At 72.6% G+C, this 20,440-nt stretch carries 18 protein-coding genes; 8 read left to right on the top strand and 10 right to left on the bottom strand.

Annotated features, from left to right (window positions below):
• Nucleotides 1-9: 9 nt before the first annotated feature.
• The 3 genes from ACWD4O_RS39815 to ACWD4O_RS39805 are packed head-to-tail and all read right to left on the bottom strand — an operon-like array spanning nucleotide 10 to nucleotide 4,477.
• The gene (locus ACWD4O_RS39815; protein ID WP_451287886.1) at nucleotides 10-984 is read right to left on the bottom strand and encodes an LLM class flavin-dependent oxidoreductase; all 975 of its coding nucleotides are present in this window, start codon (nucleotides 982-984) and stop codon (nucleotides 10-12) included.
• Nucleotides 981-3,362, bottom strand: a complete 2,382-nt coding sequence (locus tag ACWD4O_RS39810) for a bifunctional acetate--CoA ligase family protein/GNAT family N-acetyltransferase (RefSeq protein ID WP_451287932.1) — start codon at nucleotides 3,360-3,362, stop codon at nucleotides 981-983. The genes ACWD4O_RS39815 and ACWD4O_RS39810 overlap by 4 nt, the downstream gene beginning before the upstream one ends.
• Nucleotides 3,363-3,397: 35 nt before the next feature.
• The gene (locus ACWD4O_RS39805; protein WP_451287884.1) at nucleotides 3,398-4,477 is read right to left on the bottom strand and encodes an amidohydrolase family protein; all 1,080 of its coding nucleotides are present in this window, start codon (nucleotides 4,475-4,477) and stop codon (nucleotides 3,398-3,400) included.
• Nucleotides 4,478-4,637: 160 nt separating this feature from the next.
• On the opposite strand from ACWD4O_RS39805, the gene ACWD4O_RS39800 reads away from it, so the two are divergent.
• The 7 genes from ACWD4O_RS39800 to ACWD4O_RS39770 are packed head-to-tail and all read left to right on the top strand — an operon-like array spanning nucleotide 4,638 to nucleotide 11,603.
• Nucleotides 4,638-5,969: a phenylacetate--CoA ligase family protein gene (locus ACWD4O_RS39800; RefSeq protein ID WP_451287882.1), complete on the top strand. Its 1,332-nt coding sequence runs from the start codon at nucleotides 4,638-4,640 to the stop codon at nucleotides 5,967-5,969.
• Nucleotides 5,969-6,703 (top strand): hypothetical protein, encoded by a 735-nt coding sequence (locus ACWD4O_RS39795; RefSeq protein WP_451287880.1) that lies wholly within the window; start codon nucleotides 5,969-5,971, stop codon nucleotides 6,701-6,703. The genes ACWD4O_RS39800 and ACWD4O_RS39795 overlap by 1 nt, the downstream gene beginning before the upstream one ends.
• The gene (locus ACWD4O_RS39790; RefSeq protein ID WP_451287879.1) at nucleotides 6,703-7,638 is read left to right on the top strand and encodes an SDR family oxidoreductase; all 936 of its coding nucleotides are present in this window, start codon (nucleotides 6,703-6,705) and stop codon (nucleotides 7,636-7,638) included. Before ACWD4O_RS39795 ends, ACWD4O_RS39790 begins: the two co-directional genes overlap by 1 nt.
• Nucleotide 7,639: 1 nt before the next feature.
• Nucleotides 7,640-8,110 (top strand): Zn-ribbon domain-containing OB-fold protein, encoded by a 471-nt coding sequence (locus tag ACWD4O_RS39785; RefSeq protein WP_451287877.1) that lies wholly within the window; start codon nucleotides 7,640-7,642, stop codon nucleotides 8,108-8,110.
• Nucleotides 8,107-9,255: a thiolase family protein gene (locus ACWD4O_RS39780; RefSeq protein ID WP_451287875.1), complete on the top strand. Its 1,149-nt coding sequence runs from the start codon at nucleotides 8,107-8,109 to the stop codon at nucleotides 9,253-9,255. The genes ACWD4O_RS39785 and ACWD4O_RS39780 overlap by 4 nt, the downstream gene beginning before the upstream one ends.
• A 15-nt stretch (nucleotides 9,256-9,270) precedes the next feature.
• Nucleotides 9,271-10,491, top strand: coding sequence for an acyl-CoA dehydrogenase family protein (locus ACWD4O_RS39775; protein WP_451287873.1), 1,221 nt, complete (start codon nucleotides 9,271-9,273; stop codon nucleotides 10,489-10,491).
• Complete coding sequence (locus ACWD4O_RS39770) at nucleotides 10,488-11,603, top strand: acyl-CoA dehydrogenase family protein (RefSeq protein WP_451287871.1); 1,116 nt, start codon at nucleotides 10,488-10,490, stop codon at nucleotides 11,601-11,603. Before ACWD4O_RS39775 ends, ACWD4O_RS39770 begins: the two co-directional genes overlap by 4 nt.
• A 49-nt stretch (nucleotides 11,604-11,652) precedes the next feature.
• Here ACWD4O_RS39770 and ACWD4O_RS39765 read toward each other — a convergent pair whose 3' ends face one another.
• From ACWD4O_RS39765 to ACWD4O_RS39735, 7 genes are all read right to left on the bottom strand, one after another.
• Nucleotides 11,653-13,650: a protein kinase domain-containing protein gene (locus ACWD4O_RS39765; protein WP_451287869.1), complete on the bottom strand. Its 1,998-nt coding sequence runs from the start codon at nucleotides 13,648-13,650 to the stop codon at nucleotides 11,653-11,655.
• Between the two features lie 133 nt (nucleotides 13,651-13,783).
• Complete coding sequence (locus ACWD4O_RS39760; protein ID WP_451287867.1) at nucleotides 13,784-14,941, bottom strand: acyl-CoA dehydrogenase family protein; 1,158 nt, start codon at nucleotides 14,939-14,941, stop codon at nucleotides 13,784-13,786.
• A gap of 23 nt (nucleotides 14,942-14,964) precedes the next feature.
• Nucleotides 14,965-15,477, bottom strand: coding sequence for a DoxX family protein (locus ACWD4O_RS39755; protein ID WP_451287865.1), 513 nt, complete (start codon nucleotides 15,475-15,477; stop codon nucleotides 14,965-14,967).
• Nucleotides 15,474-16,388 carry an SDR family NAD(P)-dependent oxidoreductase gene (locus ACWD4O_RS39750; protein ID WP_451287863.1) on the bottom strand — a complete coding sequence of 305 codons (915 nt, stop codon included), beginning with the start codon at nucleotides 16,386-16,388 and terminating at the stop codon, nucleotides 15,474-15,476. Before ACWD4O_RS39750 ends, ACWD4O_RS39755 begins: the two co-directional genes overlap by 4 nt.
• 3 nt (nucleotides 16,389-16,391) lie before the next feature.
• Nucleotides 16,392-17,582, bottom strand: coding sequence for a CaiB/BaiF CoA transferase family protein (locus ACWD4O_RS39745; protein WP_451287861.1), 1,191 nt, complete (start codon nucleotides 17,580-17,582; stop codon nucleotides 16,392-16,394).
• On the bottom strand, nucleotides 17,575-18,345 hold the full coding sequence (locus ACWD4O_RS39740; protein WP_451287859.1) for an enoyl-CoA hydratase/isomerase family protein: 771 nt from the start codon (nucleotides 18,343-18,345) through the stop codon (nucleotides 17,575-17,577). Before ACWD4O_RS39740 ends, ACWD4O_RS39745 begins: the two co-directional genes overlap by 8 nt.
• A gap of 10 nt (nucleotides 18,346-18,355) precedes the next feature.
• The gene (locus tag ACWD4O_RS39735; protein WP_451287857.1) at nucleotides 18,356-19,111 is read right to left on the bottom strand and encodes an SDR family NAD(P)-dependent oxidoreductase; all 756 of its coding nucleotides are present in this window, start codon (nucleotides 19,109-19,111) and stop codon (nucleotides 18,356-18,358) included.
• 98 nt (nucleotides 19,112-19,209) lie between these two features.
• On the opposite strand from ACWD4O_RS39735, the gene ACWD4O_RS39730 reads away from it, so the two are divergent.
• Nucleotides 19,210-20,352, top strand: coding sequence for an acyl-CoA dehydrogenase family protein (locus ACWD4O_RS39730; protein ID WP_451287856.1), 1,143 nt, complete (start codon nucleotides 19,210-19,212; stop codon nucleotides 20,350-20,352).
• The last annotated feature ends 88 nt before the right edge of the window (nucleotides 20,353-20,440 follow it).

Below are 20,440 nucleotides of genomic sequence, written 5' to 3'. Positions count from 1 at the left end.
GCCTGTCCGTCACGCGTCGGCGAGCAGCGGGCGCAGCTTCCCCGCGATCAGCTGCACCTGGCGGGCGACCATCTCCTCCGGCATCCCGGCCAGGGACGCCCACAGGAACACACCCTCGACGGGCAGCCCTGTCACGTACTCCTTGACGGCGTCCGCGACGGTCTGCGGTGTGCCGTACAGGAACCGGCCGACGCCGGTCGCGCTCAGTCCGGTCTCCCGCCACTTCTCGGGGTCGATGGGCCGGGGCGCGGGCTGGTCCGTGCCCTCCACCATGTACCGGCGATAGCTGTCCCACTGGTACGCCAGATGCTTCCGCACCACCGGCCAGTCGCCGTCGGGGTCCTCGGTGACGAACGTGGTGAACGAGCCCTGCATACGGGCCGACGACATGTCGTACCCGCTCTCGGCGAGCCCCTCCCGGTACGGCGTCAGCAGCGCCGGGTCCAGCGACAGCAGCCCGGTGCCGAGCCGGCCGGCCCGACGCGCGCCCTGCGGACCCTGGTAGCCGAGCCAGATCGGCAGCGGGTCCTGGACCGGGCCCGGGGTGACCAGGGACTCGGCCCACAGGCCGCGGATCTCCCGTACCCGCTGGTCGGTCGTGGTGTAGCGCCTGGTCAGGTCGGCTCCGTACAGCCGGTACTCGGGCACCCGGTAGCCGGTGCCGAGCCCGAGGTCCAGCCGGCCGTCGCTGATGATGTCGACGAGCGCGGCCTGTTCGGCGATCTCGGGCGCCGCGTGCAGCGGTGCGGCGACGACCGCCGTGCCCAGGCGCACCCGGCGGGTACGGGCCGCGGCCGCCGCGGCCATGGTGAGCGGCTGCGGGAGATAGCCGTCCTCGAAGCCGTGGTGCTCGGAGAACCAGACCGAGTCGATGCCCAGCCGGTCCGCCTCTTCGCACATCTCCAGCGCGAACCCGTACAGCCGTGACCAGTTCTGCCGCCACGGCGGCGGGTTGCGCAGGTCGAAGTAGATGCCCACCTTCATGAGAGGCCTCCTCCTGTTTCGTGGTGCGTGAGCCGGAGCGTCGCCCGCGCGACGGCCACCCCGCCCCCGGGCGGCAGCAGCCGTACCGGCCGCAGTTCCAGTGCCTCGATCTCGGGCAGGTCCTCGACCATCGCCGAGATCCGCAGGACGGTCTCCTCCAGGGCCCCGAACGCGACGCCCCGGCCCTCCAGCAGGGGGGTCGCCCGCAGCGAGCGGACCATCTCGCGGGCGTCGCGGTCGGTGAGCGGGGTGACCCGGTGGGCGACGTCCGCCATGAGATCGGCGTAGTCCCCGGTCAGGCCGAAGGCGACCACCGGCCCGAAGACCGGGTCCGCGCTGACGGAGAGGAACGCGTCCGGGCCGGGACCCGGTTCCGTGTCCCGTACGGCGATTCCGTACGCGGCGAGCAGTTCGGCGGCGATCCCCTCGGGAACCGGGCCGGGAGGGCGGTCGGCCAGCAGCGCGCGGGCGCGCTCGACGTCGATCTCCGGAAGATCGGGCACGACGCCGGCGGGCGTGCTGCGCCAGGCCTGGTAGGCCGCCGCGTGTCCGAGCGAGGCGGCGGCCGCCTCGGGGAACGTGTAGGTCGGCACGACGAGTTCGCCCCGGTGGAGCAGATCCGCGACGCCCGCGCCGCCCAGGAAGCTGGCCACCACCGGCTTCTCGGGCCGGCCCGCGGCCGCGTCCAGGATCGCCGACGCCACCTCGTCGGGCTTGTCCGCGAGCGGCGGCATGAACAGGACGACGGCCGCGTCGATCCCGTCGTCGGCCAGTACGGCGTCCAGCGCCTGCCGGTAGTCCGCCGCGGTGGCCGTCGGGGTCAGGTCGATCGGGTTGGCGACGTCCGCGCGGGGGCCGAGCGCCGAACGGAGCCGCTGCCGGGTGCGCTCGCCGAGCGCGGGCACGCGCAGCCCGCTCGCCGCGCACGCCCCGACCGTCAGCGCCGCGGGCCCGCCCGCGTTGGTGATCACCGCGACCCGGTCGCCGGGCGGGGGAGGCTGGTGGGCGAGCAGCAGGGCGACGTCGAACAGCTCCTGGAGGCTGCGGGTGCGGATCACGCCCGACTGGGCGAACAGCGAGCTCACCGACGGGTCGGCGTGGCCCGGGTGGACCGCGACGATCGGTTTGCGCGGCGCGATCCGGCGGGCCACGCGGGCGAACCGGCGCGGGTTGCCGAAGGTCTCGACGTGCAGCAGGATCACCGAGGTCGCCGGGTCCTCCTCCCACCACTGGAGCAGGTCGTTGGTGGACACGTCCACGGCGTGGCCCACCGAGACGAAGCCGGAGAAGCCGAGCCGCAGCCGCCGTGCGTAGTCGAGCACCGCGAGCCCCAGCGGCCCGGACTGGCTGGACATCGCCACCCGGCCGGGCTCCGGCAGGGCGGGCGAGAAGGTCGCGGCCAGCCGCGCCGCGGGGGTCGTGTTGACCACGCCCATGCAGTTCGGGCCCACCAGCCGCATTCCGGAGGCGCGGGCGAACCGGGCCAGCTCCAGTTCGCCCGCCCGCCCGGCCGCCCCCGTCTCGCCGAAGCCGGTGGAGACGACGACCACCGCCTTGACCCCGGCCTGCGCGCACTCCCGTACGACCTCGGGCACCGCCGCGGCCCGCACGGCCACCAGGGCCAGCTCGGGAGCCTCGGGAAGGTCCCGGACCCGGGCGTACGCCCGGAGCCCGGCGATCCGCTCGGCCCGCGGGTTGACCGGGAACACCTCGCCGCGGAAGCCGCCCCGCAGCAGGTTGGCCACGATCTCGTGGCCGATCGTCAGGGGATCGCGGTTGGCGCCGATCACGGCCACCGACCCCGGTTCGAGGAGCGGGCGCAGCGAACGCCGTACGGCGGTGTGCTCACGGCGTTCCGCCCGGGCCACGGCGAGGGCCTGCGGGTCGACGGCGATCTCGAAGTGGACGATCTGGCCGGGCGGCCCGGCCTCGACCCGGTAGCCGGAGCCGAGGAACACGTTGATCATGCGGGTGTTGTCGGCGAGGACGTCTGCCTCCAGCACCCGGATGCCGCGGGCGCGCGCGGCGGCGGCGATGTGCTCCAGGAGCAGCCTGCCGAACCCCTCGCTCTGATGGTCGTCCCGGATGGTGAACGTGACCTCGGCGTGCTCCGGTTCGGCCGGGTCGCGGACATAGCGGACCACGCCCGCGATCTCCTCGCCGGCCAGCGCGACGAGCGCCAGCTCGTTGAGGTAGTCCACCCGGGCGCCGCGCCGGATGACGTCGTCGCGCACGCGGACCACCGGGCCGAGGGAGCGGTAGGCCAGGGTGGCCCGGGACAGACTGCCGACGAAGGCGACCAGGCGGTCGGCGTCCTCGGGCCGGACGGGCCTGACGAAGGTCGACCGCCCGGTCCTGACGAGTCCGGGCCGTTCCAGGTCCTCGGGGTAGGGGCCCGCGTCGTGGACGCCGCTCAGACGGCCGCCTCCTGGGGAGTCTGCTCGGGCAGCTTGAACAGCTCGTCGAAGGTGCCGCGGGTGACGCGCTCACGGATGTCGTCGGACACGCCGTCGAACAGGTCGTGCAGCGTGGACTGGGTGTGGCCGTAGGTGCCTTCCAGGTGGGGGTAGTCGTCGCCCCACATCACGTTGCGGTAGCCGGTCGACTCGACGATCTCCACCGAGCTCCTGTCGTGCTGGAAGGAGGCGTACACCTGCTGCCGGATGATCTCGCTGGGCAGCCGGCTCAGCTTCGGCCGGACGAACATGCCGTGCTGGCGGTACGCCTCGTCCATCCGGTCGCCGATGGCCGGCACCCAGCCCGCGCCGCCCTCCGCGATCAGGATCCGCAGGTCCGGATGCCGGTCGAGGGCGCCGCCCGCGACCATGTGGGAGACCACGCGCATGCCCGGGTACGTCGTCTCCATGTAGTTGACGACCGCGCCGCCGGGGCCCCGGAAGACGACGTTCTCGCCGCCCGTGCCGATATGGAAGCCGAGCACCAGACCGGCCCGCTCGACCGCGGTCCACAGCGGCTCCCAGCGCTCCAGGGCGTACTCCTCGCCGGGCCGGGTCGAACAGGGCAGGAAGATCGCCTGGAAGCCCATCTCCGCCACCCGCTCGACCTCGGCGACCGCGTCCTCGACGGACGCCGTGGAGACGCACGCCGTGGTGATGACGCGTTTGTTCCGGTTGAGGATCTCGTCGTACGCCCAGTCGTTCCAGGCGCGCACGGTCTCCCGGGCGAGCTCCCGGTCGGTGATCGACACGAGCCAGAACCCCATGGAGGGGAAGGCCAGTTGGCCCCACACGCCCTCCTGGTCGAGGTCCGCCAGCCGGACTTCCAGATCCCAGGCGCCCGGCGGACGCATGGCGTCCATGAAGTCGCCGAGCTGCCGGTCGATGCGCTCGCCGTCGATGTAGAGCATCTCGTACTTCTCGCCGCGTTCGCTGCGCGGCGCCCGGGCCCCGAGCCGTGCGGGCAGGCGCTCGGTCCACACGTCGGCGGGCTCCATCACATGGGAGTCCCCCGAGTTGACCCAGATCTTCGTCATGACGCTCCTTCGGGCCAATAGATGTAATCAGTTAGCGATTTTAGTTGTATGGGCGACGGAAGGGAAGGCGGTGCGGGCTCTCGTCTTTGAATCCGTCCAATTGGTTGACTGATTGCGCTGATAGTTGCAAGATCTGGGCACTGAGCCGCGAGGAGGCGCCATGGCCGGTGACAGGGACACCGCTGACAGGTACTTCGAGCCCCAGGTCGAGACCATGCCCCGCGAGGAACTGCGCGCGCGGCAGGAGGAACGGGTCCTGGAGCTCGTCGGGTACGCCTACGCCAACTCGGCCTTCTACCGCGAACTGTGGGACGCGCACGGGGTGCACCCGCGGGACGTCCGCTCGCTGGCGGACTTCCGGGCCCGGATCCCCTTCATCACCAAGGACATGATCCGCGCCCACCGGGCCCGCACCGGCGACCCCTTCGGCGGGCTGCTCTGCGTCCCGGTCGACGAGCTGACCTCGGTCTCCTCCAGTTCGGGCACCACCGGCGACCCGGAGTTCTTCGCCGAGATCTGGGAGGACGCCCCGCCCCTGGTGGCCGCGTCGGTACGCGACCTGTGGGAGCTCGGCCTGAGACCGGGGGACCGGGTGCTGAGCGCCGCCGGCAACTTCCGCAACCTCATGGACCCCGGGTACCAGGCCCTCGGAGCCGTGGTGATCGAGGTGGACATCTGGCTCGGCCGGATGCACGAGATCGTCGACGCCATCCGGGAGTACCGGCCGGTCTACCTCCAGATGATGTACCCGCACATGGTGGAGCTGGAGCACCTGGCCGACAAGGTGGACCTCAGGGAGGCCTTCTCCTCGCTGAAGGGCGCCTCCTGCGCCGGCCAGCCGCTCAGCCGGAAGATGCGCGACCGGATCCGGGGCGACTGGGGCATCGACGTCTACGAGTACACCAGCGCCGCCGACACCGGCACCGCCTGGGAGTGCCGCGAGCACGACGGCTTCCACCTCTGGGAGGACACCGTCTTCGCCGAGTGCCTCGAACTCGACGAGAGCGCGGAACCCGGCTGGCGTGACGTCCCGGACGGCGACCTGGGCGAACTGGTCGCCACCGACCTCGACAACCGGGCCGCCCCGCTGATCCGCTACCGCAGCGAGGACCTGGTGCGGATGTCCCGGGACCGCTGCGGCTGCGGCCGCACCCACGCCCGTATGTGGGTGGGCGGCCGACGCGGCGACGAGACCCTCGTCCGGGGCCGCTCGGTGGTCCTCGCCGACATCTGGCAGGCGGTCGAGGACCAGCCCGAGACGGTCGCGGGAGTGTTCCAGATCGTGCGCGACCGGCGCGAGGTCGAGGAACTGCGGCTGCGGGTCGGCTACGACCCCGGCGTCACCGGCGACGTCGACGCCCTGGCCGGACGGCTGGGCAGGGCCGTGCGCGAACGGACCGGCGTGCAGCCGGTGCTCGATCTGCGCACCGAGGACGAGCTGTTGCGGACCATGACCAGCGTCGCCAAGTTCCCCCGGGTGGTGAAGCACTGATGGCACGCGCCGACACCCTGGCCCGGGCCCGCGAACTCGACCGGCCCGACCTCGCCTACCTGGTGCGCTTCCCCGCCGCCGACGGGATGCGCGAGACCGACCTCAGCTGGGCGCAGATCGCCCGCGACACCGCCTGGATCACCGACCGGCTGCGCGGACACGGGCTCACCGCCGGGGAGCGGGCCGTGCTGACCGCCTCGGGCTTCGAGGGCTTCTGGTGCCACGCGATGATCGGGGCGCTGCGCGGCCTGCGGGTGACCTACGGCATCGCCGAGGCGATGGGCTGGGACCACCGCCGCACCTCGGTCTTCCACCGCGAACTCAGGCCGCAGGCGATGATCGGCCTGTCCGCCGAGACCCTGGAGGGGCTCAGCGGAACGGCCGACCTCGCGGAGATGTTCCGGCAGACGCGCCTCCTCCTGGCCCGGCCCGCCGCCGTACCGGTACTGCGCGGAGCGGGCGTCCCCGCCTTCCTGATCTCGGCCCTGGGCCCGGCCCTCGCCCTGGAGTGCCCCGAGCGCTCCGGCGCCCATGTCAACGCCGCCGAATGGCGGGTCGGCGAGCGGGACGGACAACTGTCCGTGGCGGCGGGCGAGGGACGCGGCTCGCCGCTCCCCGAGACGCCGCTCGGCATCGCGGGCCGCGTGATCACCGCCCGGTGCGCCTGCGGCAGCGAGGACCCACGGGTCCTGTTCGCGCAGGCCGACCAGCTTTCGTCAGCAAGGAGTCGATGATGTCCGAAGGAGTGGTCGAGGCAGTGGGCGAAGGAGTGGTCGACGGCCGGGTCGTGGTCGTCACCGGCGCCGGCAACGGCATCGGCAGGGCGCACGCCCTGGCGTTCGCCGCGCACGGGGCGAGGGTCGTGGTCAACGACCTCGGCGGGGCGCGCGACGGCGGAGGCGCCTCGGCCGGACCCGCCCAGGCCGTGGTGGACGAGATCGTCGCGGCCGGCGGCCGGGCCGTCGCCAACACGGACGACATCTCCGCCTGGGACGGCGCCGGCCGCCTCGTGCGGCAGGCCGTGGAGACGTACGGCGGCCTCGACGTCCTGGTCAACAACGCCGGCATCCTGCGCGACCGCATGATCGTGTCGATGACCGAGCGGGACTGGGACAGCGTGCTCGCCGTGCACCTCAAGGGCAGCTTCGCCACCCTGCACCACGCCGCCGCGTACTGGCGCGAGCGCGCCAAGGCCGGGCACGCCAACGACGCCCGGGTGATCAACACCACCTCGCCGTCCGGCGTCTTCGGCAACCCGGGCCAGTCCAACTACGGCTCCGCCAAGGCCGGCATCGCGAGCCTCACCGTCATCGCGGCCGCCGAACTCGCCCGCTACGGCGTCACCGTGAACGCCATCGCGCCCACCGCGCTCACCCGGCTGACCGAGGACATCGAGATGATGAAACGGGCCGCCGAGGCGGAGGACCTCACCCCGGAGGCCATCTCACCGCTCGTGGTGTGGCTCGGCTCCGCGGCCTCGCGCGAGGTCACCGGCCGGGTCTTCGGCGTCGTCGGCAACCGCATCACGGTCCTGGAGGGCTGGGTCAACGGCCCCGGCGCGAGCGCGCAGACCCGGTGGACCCCGCAGGAGCTCACCTCGGTCGTCCCCGACCTGGTGGCCAAGGCCGCGCCGAACGCGGACGCCCTGGGCGAACGGAAGGGCGCGTGACATGACGATCACTCAGAAACCGGTCGCCGAAGGTCTGTTCACCTGGCCCCCCGCTCCGTCGACCCCCCTGCGCCTCATCGGCTCCGAGTGCGCCGACTGCGGCCTGGTGAGCTTCCCGGCCGCCCCGGACTGCGTCCGGTGCGCGAGCGCGGAGTCGAGACGACGGCTGCTCGCCGACCGCGGCACGCTGTGGACGTACACGACCCAGGACTTCCGCCCGCCGTCCCCGCCGTACGACGGTCCCGAGGCCTTCGAGCCCTATGCCGTCGGCTACGTCGAACTCCCCGGCGAACTGCTGGTCGAGGCCCGCCTCACCGAGTCCGACCCGCAGCGGCTGCGCATCGGGCAGCCCATGCGGCTGACGCTGGTGCCCTACACCGTGCAGGACGACGGCACCGAGGTCGTCACGTTCGCGTTCGCCCCGGCCGAGGAGCCTGTCGAGCCTGTCGAGTCGCAGGAGGAGACGTCATGACCGAGGCCGTCGTCATCGGCGTGGGGCTCCACCCCTTCGGCCGGTTCCCCGGGAAGCCGGCCCTGGACATGGGCGCGGACGCGGTACGGCTCGCGCTCGCCGACGCCGGCGTCAAGTGGCCGCAGATCCAGGGCGGTTACATCGGCAGCTACGAGGTCGCCAACCCGGACGCCATCGTCGCCCGGCTCGGCCTCACCGGAATCCCGTTGCGCGGGGTGTTCAACGGCTGCGCCACGGCGGGCACGGCGGTCGCGCTGGCCGCCCGCGCCATCGAGACCGGCGAACACGACCTCGCCATCGCGATCGGCCTGGACAAGCACCCCCGCGGAGCGTTCGCCGCCGATCCGTCGGTGGCGGGCATCCCCTCCTGGTACGGACAGACCGGGCTCTTCCTCACCACCCACTTCTTCGGCATGAAGATCAACCGCTATATGCACGACCACGGCATCTCCCACGAGACGCTCGCCCGCGTGGCCTCGAAGAACTTCCGCAACGCGGCCGCCAACGAGAAGGCCTGGCGCCGGACTCCCCTCACACCGCAGGAGATCCTCGCCTCCCCGGTCCTCAACCATCCCCTCCGCCAGTTCATGTACTGCGGCCCGGACGAAGGCGCCGCCGCCCTCGTGCTGTGCCGCGCCGACCGGGCCCACAAGTACACCGGAAAACCCGTCCGCGTCCGCTCCACCGCCCTGCGCAGCCGCAGACTCGGCGCCTTCGAGGTGCAGAGCCCGTCCTTCCCGGTCGGGGAGCTCGTCGAGAGCCCGACCGTGGACGCCTCCAGAGCCGCCTACGAGCTCGCGGGCATCGGACCCGAGGACGTCGACGTCGCCCAGCTCCAGGACACCGACGCCGGGTCGGAGGTCATCCACATGGCGGAGAACGGCCTGTGCAAGGACGGCGAGCAGGAGCGTCTGATCGCCGAGGGCGCCACCGAGATCGGCGGCCGGCTCCCGGTCAACACCGACGGCGGTCTGCTCGGCAACGGCGAACCGATCGGCGCGTCCGGACTGCGCCAGATCCACGAGATCGTCCTCCAACTGCGCGGCACGGCAGGGGATCGGCAGATCCCCGGCACGCCCCGCGTCGGCTACACCCACCTGTACGGCGCGCCGGGCGTGTCGGCGGTGACGATCCTCTCTACCTGAACGCGGAGCCGGAACATGGAACAGGACCTCGACGACTTCGCCGCCGAAGCGCGCCGCTTCCTCGACGCGCACGCGGTGAAGGCCCCCGACCGCACCGCCTTCACCTGGGGCGAGGGCGACGACACGATGGCCTACTTCAGCAGCCTCCCGCCCGAGGAGGACCGCGAGGAGGTGCGGCGGGCGCGGGACTGGCAGCGCGTCCGCCACGAGAACGGCTTCGGCTGGATCACCGGCCCGCCCGAGTACGGCGGCCGGGGCCTGACCCCCGTCCACGACCTGCTCTACGACGCCGTCGAGTCCGAGTACGCCGTCCCCGACACCGGAGTGCTCGGTGTCGTCGGGCTCGGCATGATCGGGCCGACGATCCTCGCCCATGCCCAGCCCCACATCAAGGACCGCTGGCTGCCCGCGATGTACCGCGGGGACGCCATCGCCTGCCAGCTGTTCAGCGAGCCCGGCGCCGGCTCCGACCTGGCGAGCGTGTCGACCCGGGCCGTCCGCGAGGGAGAGTACTGGGTGCTGAACGGCCAGAAGGTGTGGACCTCGGTCGCCCAGCACAGCGAGATAGGCGTCGCGCTGACCCGCACGAACCCCGACGCGCCCAAGCACCGCGGCATCACGGCCTTCCTGGTCCCCATGGACGCCCCCGGCGTCGAGGTCCGGCCGCTGCGCCAGATGACCGGCGGCGCCGACTTCAACGAGGTCTTCCTCACCGACGTCCGCATCCCCGACGACCACCGACTCGGCGAGGTCGACGGCGGCTGGACGGTCGCCCTGACCACCCTGATGAACGAGCGCGACACGGTCGGCAGCGAGGGTGCGGGACCGGTGGGCGCCGCCCTGTCCCCGGACCGCCTCTCGGCGCTCATGCGCGCCACCTGGACCTGGGACGACCGCGCCCTGCGGGGCCGCCTCGCCGAACTCCTCGTGGACGCCATGGCCACCGGCTACCTCAACGACCGCGCCCGGCGCACCCTGCGCGCGGGCGTCGCCCCCGGCCCGGAGAGGTCCGTCGCCAAGCTGATGTACGGTCAGAACCTCACCCGTGCCGCGCACTTCGTCTCCGAGTGCCTCGGCCCCCGGATCATCGCCGACACCGGCAGGTGGGGCACCTACGCCTGGACCGAACTGCTCCTGGCCACCCCGGCGTTGCGCATCCTAGGCGGTACCGAGGAGATCATGAAGAACATCCTCGCGGAACGCGTCCTCGGCCTGCCGAAGGAGACCCGCGCATGAGCGCCGACGACAGTGAACTGAAAGAACTCCGGGATTCCGTACGGGAGTTCATGGCGGCCAAGTCCTCCGAGGACGCGGTGCGCAAGCTCATGGAGAGCGAGCCGCGCTTCGACCCGCAGGTGTGGGCCCAGGCGGCCGACCAGCTGCGGCTGCCGGGCCTGGCCATCCCCGAGGAGTACGGCGGCGACGGCTTCGGGCCCGTCGAACTCGGCGTCGTACTGGAGGAGATGGGCCGCAGCCTGTTCTGCTCGCCCTTCTTCTCGACGGTCGTCCTCGCCGCCCAGGCCCTGCTCGCCTCGGGGGACGAGGAAGCCTGCGCGCGTCATCTCCCCGGCATCGCGTCCGGGCGGACCACGGCCGCCCTCGCGGTCGCCGAGGACGACGGCTCCTGGGACCCCGCCCTGATCTCCGCCCGTGCGACGCCGGACGGGGACGGCGGCTGGAAGCTGAACGGCCGCAAGAGCTTCGTCATCGACGGCACGACCGCCGACCTGCTCCTCGTCGTGGCCCGCACCGTCGCCGGTCCGTCGTTCTTCGCGGTGGACCGAACGGCGCCGGGCGTGACGGCCGCGGCGATGAAGACCCTCGACGCCACTCGGGCGTTGGCGCGGCTGACCTTCGACTCCGTGACCGCCACACCCGTCGGCGCGGACGGACTGGGCGGGCACATCATGGCCAAGGTGCTGGACATCGCCTCGGTGGGGCTCGCCGCCGAACAGGCGGGCGGCGCGCGCCGGTGCCTGGAGGCCAGCGCCGACCACGCGCGTGTCCGGCACCAGTTCGGCCGGCCGATCGGCTCCTTCCAGGCGGTCAAGCACAAGTGCGCCGACATGCTGGTCCAGGTGGAACTGGCCGAGGCGGCCGCCCGGGAGGCGGCACGGCTGGCCGAGGAGGGGGCCGCGGAGTTCCCGGTCGCCGCGGCCGTCGCCCACGCCTGCTGCTCCCGGGCGTACCTGTTCGCGGCGACGGAGAACATCCAGGTCCACGGCGGCATCGGTTTCACCTGGGAGCACCCGGCCCATCTGTACTTCCGGCGGGCCAAGTCCTCGCAGCTGCTGTTCGGCGGGCCGGCCGTCTATCACGAGCGGCTGCTGGACCGGCTGGGCATCTGACGGCCCGGCACGACCCCGCACGATCGCAGGCGCCGGGACCCGGGCGGCCTCAGCGCCAGGCCCACGCCTGGTTGCCGTTGCCCGCGCACGCCCATCCCTGGATCCGCTGACCGTCCTGGCCCGAGCCGGAGGCCTCGGCGTCCAGGCAGAAGCCGTCCGGGACGCTGACCAGCTCGGTGCCGCCGGCCGGGCCGGAGGCCCCGAGCTTCCACTTCTGCGGGGACCGCCCGGCGCAGTCGGCGCCGCGGATCCCCTGGCCGTTCTGGGCGCTGCCGTCGGCGGTCAGACAGAGGTGAGTGCTCCGGTTGACGAGGATGTACTGGGCGCTCTGCCCGGGCACCGGATACAGCGCCCACGCCTGGTTGCTCGTACCCGTGCACGTCCAGACCTGGATCGTCCGGCCCGAGCTGCCGGTGTCCGCGTCCAGGCAGCGGTCGACGTCCGAGCCGTCGACGCTCTGCCTGACGGTGAGCCTGCCGGTCCTGACCGGTCCGCGCGGCTTGCTGTAGAGGAGCGTCTTGGTCTGCGCGTCGACCGTCCCGCCGGCGCTGATCCCGGCCTCGGTCTGGAAGACCTTGACCGCGGCGACCGTTGCCGCGCCGAAGTTCCCGTCGACCGTGACGTGGAGGCCGTAGCCGTTGAGCAGGTTCTGCAGGACCGTGACGCACGCGCCCCGGGCCCCCGAGGCGATCTGTTCCGGGCAGCCCGTGGACCGGATGTCCGAGACCGCGGCCTCGGTGGTGGGCGCCGTGGACGCCGACTCCTGCGGGCTCTTGGAGACCTCGATGCGGGTGGGCGAGGCCTCCGAGTTCGCCGAGGACGAGGTGCCGGGCGCCGAGGCCGGGCTGCCGAGCACGGAACCGGACGGGGCGGGCTGCGGCCCGGAATCGGCCGTCGTGCTCTCGTCGTCCTGGGACAGCATCGCCGCGGTGACGCCCCCGGCGGTCAGCGCCAGCACGGCCGCCGCGGCCACGGCTGTCACCAGCTTCTTTCTTCGCTTTCGGGCATCAGGCGCGGCGGGTGCGGCGGGCGCGGCAGGCGTGATGGGCGGCTCGACAGGGGCGGGGGAGGGCGAGGGGTCGGGTGCGTCGGGACGCCGGGCGAAGCTCACGCCCCGGGAGGACCGGGGCGGGCTCGCGGCCGGGGCGGACAGCTGGTGGCCGATGGCCGTCCGGAAGACGACGTCCGGTGCCGGACGTTGCTCGGGGTCCTTGTCCAGACAGGCCCGGACGAACGCGGCCAGGTCCTCGTCGACGGCCGCGACCTTCTCGAGGACGTCCTCGTGCGGCGGATCGAAGGCCACCCGGTGCAGGACGTCGACGCCGCTGCCCTGACCGAACGGGGGCGTCCCCGCGACGGCGTAGGCGAGGGTGCAGGCCAGCGAGAAGACGTCGGACGCGGCCGTCACCTCCTTGCCCCGGACCTGCTCCGGGGACATGAAGGCCGGGGTGCCGACGTTCTGGCCCGTGGCGGTGATCGAGGTGCTGTCGGTGGCCTGGACGACTCCGAAGTCGATGACCCGGGCGCCGTCCGCCCCGAGGATCACATTCGACGGCTTGAGATCGCGATGGACGATCCCCTGCCGCCACACCGCCTCGACCGCCCGCCCCAGGTCGGCCACCAGCCGCCAGGCGCCCTCGGCGTCCAACGGCCCACGCGCGTCGACGGCCTCGGCGAGCGTGGGCCCGGCTATGTACTCGGTGGCCACCCACACCAGGCCCTCGTCGCTGCCGCTGCCCAGCAGCCGCGCGGTGTGCGCCCCCTGGACCCGGCCGAGCGCGCTGATCTCCCGCTCGAAGCGCCTGCGGAAGACGGGGTCCTCCGCGTACTCGGGCCGGACCACCTTGACCGCGGCCCGACCGGATCCGCCGGTGGTGTCCCGGCCCAGATAGACGCGGCCCATCCCGCCGCTGCCGAGCACCGACAGCAGGAGGTACGGGCCGACCTGCGTGGGGTCGTTCGGACGCAATGGGACCACCGGCGGCGGTTCCATGCCTGCCGCCGCGTAGGCCATCACGTCGGACCTGCTGCGGTTCTGGTCATGCATGGGAATCCCGGTGTCTCGCGTGCCGCATGTCGGCGCGACAATAGCGCAACAACGTTGCGTAAACGCCGAGTTGCCCTTGTACTGGCGGGTCGGGGCACGCCGGGGCAACCGGGGCCGGTCCGCAGGGGCAGAGTCAGCCGCGGGCGGCCTCGCCGAGCAGCGCCTTCGCGATGATGACCTGCTGGATCTGGCTGGTGCCCTCGTAGATGCGGAACAGCCGGGCGTCGCGGTAGAAGCGCTCGACGGCGACCCCGCGCATATAGCCCGCCCCGCCGTGGACCTGCACCGCGCGGTCCGCGACCCGGCACACCATCTCGCTGGCGAAGTACTTCGCGCAGGACGGTCCGATCTTGAGATCGGTACCGGCGTCGAAGGCGCGGGCGGCCTCCAGGACGGTGGCCCGGCCGGTGTAGTAGTCCGTCTGCGAGTCGGCGATCAGGCCCTGGACGAGCTGGAAGGAGCCGATGAGCCTGCCGGACTGCTTGCGGGTGCTCGCGTACGCCACCGACTCGTCGACCAGACGCTCGGCCATGCCGACCATCAGCGCCGAGATATGGACCCGCCCGTGCGCGATGCAGCCCATCGCCGTGGCGAAGCCCCGGTCGAGCCCGGCCGCCCCGCCGACCAGCGCACTCGCCGGCACGCGTACGTCGTCGAAGTACACGTCCGCCGTCCAGGCGCCGAACTGGCCCATCTTGTGGTCCCGGGGAGCCACGGTGAGGCCCGGCGTGCCGGCCGGGACCAGGAAGGTCGAGATGCCGCGGGTGCGCGGGGCGTCCGGGTCGGTGCGGGCGAAGACCATGAACACGTCGGCGAGCGGCGCGTTGGTGATGTACCGCTTGGCCCCGTCGATCACCCAGTGGTCGCCGTCGAGGCGGGCACGCGTCGTCAGCGTCGAGGGGTCGGACCCGGCCTCCGGCTCGGTGAGCGCGAACGACGCCAGGACGTCACCCGAGGCGATCCTCGGCAGCCACTGCGCCTTCTGCTCCGGTGTGCCGCCCACCGTCAGGACATGCCCGGCGATGCCGTTGTTCGTCCCGAACATCGAGCGCAGCGACGGGGTCGTGTACCCCAGCTCGAACATCAACCGGGCTTCGTCGTACATCGACAGCCCGAGCCCGCCGTACTCCTCGGGCAGCGCGAAGCCGAACAGCCCCATCTTCTTGGCCGCCTCGCGGATGTCCGCGGGCATCTCGTCCTTCTCGTCTATCTCCGCCTCGAGCGGCACGACGCGCTCGCGTACGAAGCGCCGGACCTCGGACAGCACCGCGCTGAAGTCAGCCGCGTCCATGACGCCTCCCTGATCGATCGGGTTCATTTGTCTGTCTCATCAGCCTTCTCGGCAGGCCGGTAGCACACGGCCAGCAGCGCCGCCGCGCTCGCCGCCCCGAGCCCCGCGGCCAGCAACGCGGCCCCTGCGCCCGCCCGTTGGTGAGGCAGCAGCGCGTCGACCGAGTACCTTCCGTGGCCGAGCGCGGCCAGGGCCACGGCCGCGCCGCCCACCACACCGGCGTACTCCCAGCCGCCCTTGAAGACGAAGAAGCCCTTGCCGCGGTGGTCGGTCCGGGCGGCCACCGTCATCAGGCCGATCGCCGCGGCTGCGGGAAGCGGATTCGCCGCGCCGAGCGTGATGGCCGCTCCCGCCGCCATCTCGGTGCCGGCCGCCATCCGGGCGTGCACCTCCGCCGGTCTGAGGCCGAGCGCCTCGAACCAGCCCGTGGTGCCCTTGAGTCCGCCCGGCCCGTCGACCTTGTTCCAGCCGTGCGCGAAGAGCATCGGCCCGAGCGTCGCGCGCAGCACCAGGGCTGCGGCGTCCTGGCCCTTCACTGGCCCGCTCCGGTGGCCCGGCCGGCGGGCGCGGCCCCGTACAACTGCGGTACGGCGTCCATGAGTTCCTCGGGTGTGAGCGCCTCGCCGGACCGGCTCGGGTACACGCCGGAAACGGTCCAGCCCTGGAGACGGTTGAGGCGGTTGCCCTCGATGCGCAGCACCTGGCCGGTCAGCCACGACGCGGCGTCGGAGGCCAGGTAGACCACCACGCCCGAGGCGTTGGCGGGATCGCGCGGGTCGAAGCCCTCGGGGCCGTCCGCCAACTGAGCGCCGACCTCCAGCCCCTGCGTCATCCGGGTGGCCGCGATCGGCGAGACGGCGTTCGCGGTGACGCCGTACCTGCGCATCTCCAGGGCGGTCAGGACCGTGAGCCCGGCGATCCCGGCCTTCGCGGCGCCGTAGTTGGACTGCCCCTGATTGCCGAACAACCCTGTTCCGGACGTGGTGTTGATGACCCGGCCCGCGACCCGCTCACCCCGCTTCGACGCCTCCCGCCAGTACGCGCACGCATGCCGGGTGAGTGCGAAGGAGCCCTTCAGATGCACCGCGATCACCGCGTCGAACTCGGCCTCGGTCATCGAGAACAGCATCCGGTCGCGCACGATGCCCGCGTTGTTGACGATGACGTCCAGTCGCCCGAACTCGGCGACCGTGTCCGCCACCATCGCCTCCGTGGCCGCCCAGTCGGTGACCGACGCATGGTTGGCGACCGCCTGCCCGCCGCGCCCGGTGATCTCGGCGACGACCTCGTCGGCGGGGGAGTCGCCGGTCCGTTCGCCGTGGATGCCGGAGCCGAGGTCGTTCACCACCACGGTCGCCCCGGCCGCGGCGAGCGCCAGACAGTGCGCCCGGCCGAGCCCGCGTCCGCCGCCTGTCACGATGGCGACCTTGTCGTCGAGGATGCCCACCCTCTACCTCCCTGTGTGCCGAAGCTCGTCGAGTACTTCGTCGGTGTGCTGGCCCAGCGTCGGCGCGCCGCCGCGCGGTGTGTCGTCGACGCCCCAGAAGCCGACCGGTGTCGCCACCGTGCGCAGCGGCGGCGCGTCGCCCATGCCGGGCTGTTCGACGAACGCCCCGACCGCCTCCGCCTGCGGATCGGCCGACACCTCCGCCAGGGTCTGCACGGGCGCCCACCACACGCCCTCGGCGTCGAACCGCTCCGCCCACTCGTGCAGCGGCCGGCGGGCGAATTCCTCGTCGAACGCGGCGATCAGTTCGCGGACGTGCCCGCGCCGGGCGCTGCCGGTGGCGAACCGTTCGTCCGCCGCCAGGTCCTCGCGCCCGAGCGCCTTCACGACGCCCGGCCAGTGGCGGTTGCCCTCCAGGCCGACCAGCCAGAACCAGCGCTCGTCGGCGGCCCGGTAGCAGTTGTAGAGCGGCGACTCGTGCTCGGTGCGCGGGCGGGTCCGGCCCCGCCGGCCGAAGAAGTTCTGCAGGGCCAGGTCGTTGCCGTTCGCGTACGTCCCGGACCTGAGCAGCGACACGTCGACCACGCCGCCCTCGCCGGTGCGCGCCCGGCGCAGCAGCGCGGCCAGCACACCGGCCACGAGGTTGGCGGCGGCGGTGCGGTCGCCGAGGCCCGGGCGGATGCCGGGCGGCGGCTCGCCCGCCGGGTTCAGCATGGCGGCGATGCCGGGGCGGGCCCAGAACGCCGAGACGTCGTACCCGGCACGGTCGCGCTCGGGGCCGGTCCAGCCGTATCCGGTCAGGGTGCCGACGACGAGACGGGGGTGGCGCGCCCGGATCTCCTCGGGCCCCAGGCCCAGCCGCTCCAGGGCGCCCGGGCGCAGGTTGGTGACGAACACGTCGGCGCGCGCCAGGAGTTGCTCCAGCGCGGCCTTGCCGTCCGCCGACCGCAGGTCGAGGACCACACTGCGCTTGCCCCGGTTGTCGGTCTCGAAGGGCGGCGCGCTGTCGATGTCCTGGCCGACGTGCTTGAGCGTGTAGCGGTTGGGGTCGCCGGTCGGCGCCTCCACCTTGATCACGTCCGCGCCCCAGTCGGCCAGCATGGCGGCGGCGGCCGGAGCGGCCACCCACATGCCCAGCTCCACCACGGAAATGCCTTCCAGCGGCCGCACGGCCACCTCCCTGACGTCAGACACCGCGGAACTCCCCGGGGCGTCGTTCACGGAACGCCTTCAGCCCTTCGACGCGGTCCTCGGTGCAGAACAGCACCGAGACGGTCTCCCGCTCGTAGGAGACGGCCGCCTCCAGATCCATGCCGAGCCCGCGGTCGACCAGGCGTTTGCCCGCCGCGAGCGCCAGCGGCGCACCGGCGGCGAGTCGGCCCGCCAGCGCCTCGGCCGTCCGGAGCGCCTCACCGGGCGCGGCCAGCTCGTTGACCAGGCCGATCGCATGGGCCCGTGCGGCGTCGACGGGTTCGCCGGTGAGGATCATCTGCTTGGCGACGGCCGGCGGCACCAGCCGCGGCAGCCGCTGGGTGCCGCCCGCGCCGGGCAGGACGCCGAGCTTCATCTCCGGCAGCCCGAGCCGGGCGCCGCGCTCGGCCACCCTGAGGTCGCAGGCGAGCGCGAGTTCCAGACCGCCGCCGAAGGCGAACCCGTGGACGGCCGCCACCGACGGCTTCGGGAACTCCTCCAGCACGGCGAACGCCTCGGTGAGCCGTCCGACGAAGTCCCGGAACTGTCCGGGCCTGGTGAACGACTCGATCTCGCCGAGGTCCGCGCCGGCCGAGAACGCCCGCCCCGCCCCGGTCAGCACGAGGGCGCGGACGCGGTCGTCGTCGTGGATCTCGGCCAGGGCCGCCCGCAGCCGGCCGACCGTCCCGGTCCCGATCGCGTTGAGCCGCTCCGGCCGGTCCAGGGTCAGCACGGCGACCCTGTCGCGGAGTTCGACGCGCAGCATGTCCCTCACCTCAGACCATCGTGAGGCCGCCGCTGACCGAGAGCGTCTGCCCGGTCACATAGGCGGCGTCGTCGGACGCGAGGAAGGCCACGACGCGGGCGATCTCGTCCGGGCGGGCGACGCGGCGCAGCGGGATCGCGCGCACGGTCGCGTCGTACATCTTCTGGCTGTACTCGGCGACCTGCCCGAGCAGCGCGGTGTCGGTCGGCCCGGGGCAGACGCTGTTCACGGTGATGCCGTGCCGGGCGACCTCGCGGGCGAGGGCCTTGCCGAAGGCGATGACCCCGCCCTTCGTCGCCGAGTAGACGACCTCGCCGGACGAGCCGACCCGGCCGGCGTCCGAGGCGATGTGGACGATCCGGCCGCCGCCGCGCTCGATCATCGAGTCGAGGACGGCCCGGGTCACGGTGAGGGTGCCGCGCAGGTTGACGGAGATGATCCGGTCCCAGGTCGCCTCGTCGCTGTCGACGAACCGGCCGATGACGTCGACGGCCGCGTTGTTGACCAGGATGTCGACCGGGCCGAACGCGGCGGTCGCCCGCTGCACGGCCGAGCGCACGGCCGCGCCGTCCGAGATGTCCGCGCCGACTCCGGCCGCGCGCACCCCGTGCCGCTCGGCGAGCCGGGCCGCGACCTTGCCGGCGGCCTCCGCGTCCACGTCGCACACGGCGACCGAGGCTCCCTGAGCGGCCAGCGCGTCGGCGATGGCCTCTCCGATGCCGCGGCCCGCTCCGGTGACGAGTGCCACCTTGTCCCGTACGCTCACGCGCCCTCCCTGTCCCGAACCCGACCCGAATCCAAAAACAGCGCTATCGTATAACTACTTAAGCTGAATAAGCGAGATGCAGAAGTGGGGAGTCGAGGATGCGCCGAACGATCTTCACCGAGGAGCACGAGCTGTTCCGCGAGACCGCCCGTGCCTACTACCTGCGGGAATGCGTCCCGCACACCGAGCAGTGGGAGGCCGACGGGCAGGTCGGCCGGGCCGCCTGGACCGCCGCGGGAAAGGCGGGCCTGATCGGCTGGCAGTTCCCCGAGGAGTACGGCGGGCAGGGCGTCCAGGACTTCCGCTACAACGCCGTCATGGCGGAGGAGATGGCCGCCACCGGCGCCGTCGGCATCGGGCTCGGGCTCCAGAACGACGTCATCCCGCCCTATCTCATGGGCCTGACCACCCCCGAACAGCAGGCCCGCTGGCTGCCCGGAGTGATCAGCGGCGAGACGATCTGCGCGCTCGCCCTGTCGGAACCGGCCGCCGGATCCGACCTCAAGGGCATCCGCACCACCGCCCGCCGGGACGGCGACGAGTGGGTGATCGACGGCTCCAAGACCTTCATCACCAACGGCATCCTCGCCGACCTGGTCGTCGTCGCCTGCAGGACCGACCCGGAGGCCGGCCACAAGGGCATCAGTCTGATCGTCGTCGAGCGCGGCGCCGAGGGCTTCGAGCGCGGGCGCAAGCTCGACAAGATCGGCATGAAGGCCCAGGACACCGCCGAACTCTTCTTCCACGAGGTCCGCGTCCCCGCCGAGAACCTCATCGGAGTGGAGGGGCGCGGTTTCTACCACATGATGGGCAACCTCCCCACCGAGCGGCTCGCCATCGCCGTCGCCGCCCTCGCCTCCGCCGAGCGCGCCTTCGGGGTCACCCTGGCGTACGCCAAGGACCGCACCGCCTTCGGCCGGCCGATCGGCGAGTTCCAGGCCAACCGGTTCGCCCTCGCCGACATGAAGGCCAGGATCGCCGCCGCCCGGGGCTACCTCGACGGCTGCATCCTCGCGCTGGTCGACGGAGAGCTGACCGCCGACGAGGCCGCCGCCGCCAAGTACTGGACCACGGAGACCTGCTGGGAGGTCGTCGACCGCTGTATGCAGCTGCACGGCGGCTACGGCTATGTCAACGAGTACGAGATCGCCCGCATCTGGCGGGACAGCCGGGTGCAGCGGGTGTTCGGCGGCACCTCGGAGATCATGCAGGAGATCGTGGGCCGCTCGCTCGGGCTCTGAGCGCGACGGTCGACCGCATTGACTAGCTTCGATAAATAGGTTAGCTATTTAAGCTCGGCCGGTGGGCGGCTTCGGCGCAGCCCGCGGC

Source organism: Streptomyces sp. NPDC002623 (genome assembly GCF_053592635.1).
The sequence above is the reverse complement of the archived record's forward strand: the minus strand, read 5'-3'. Positions and strand labels throughout refer to the sequence as shown.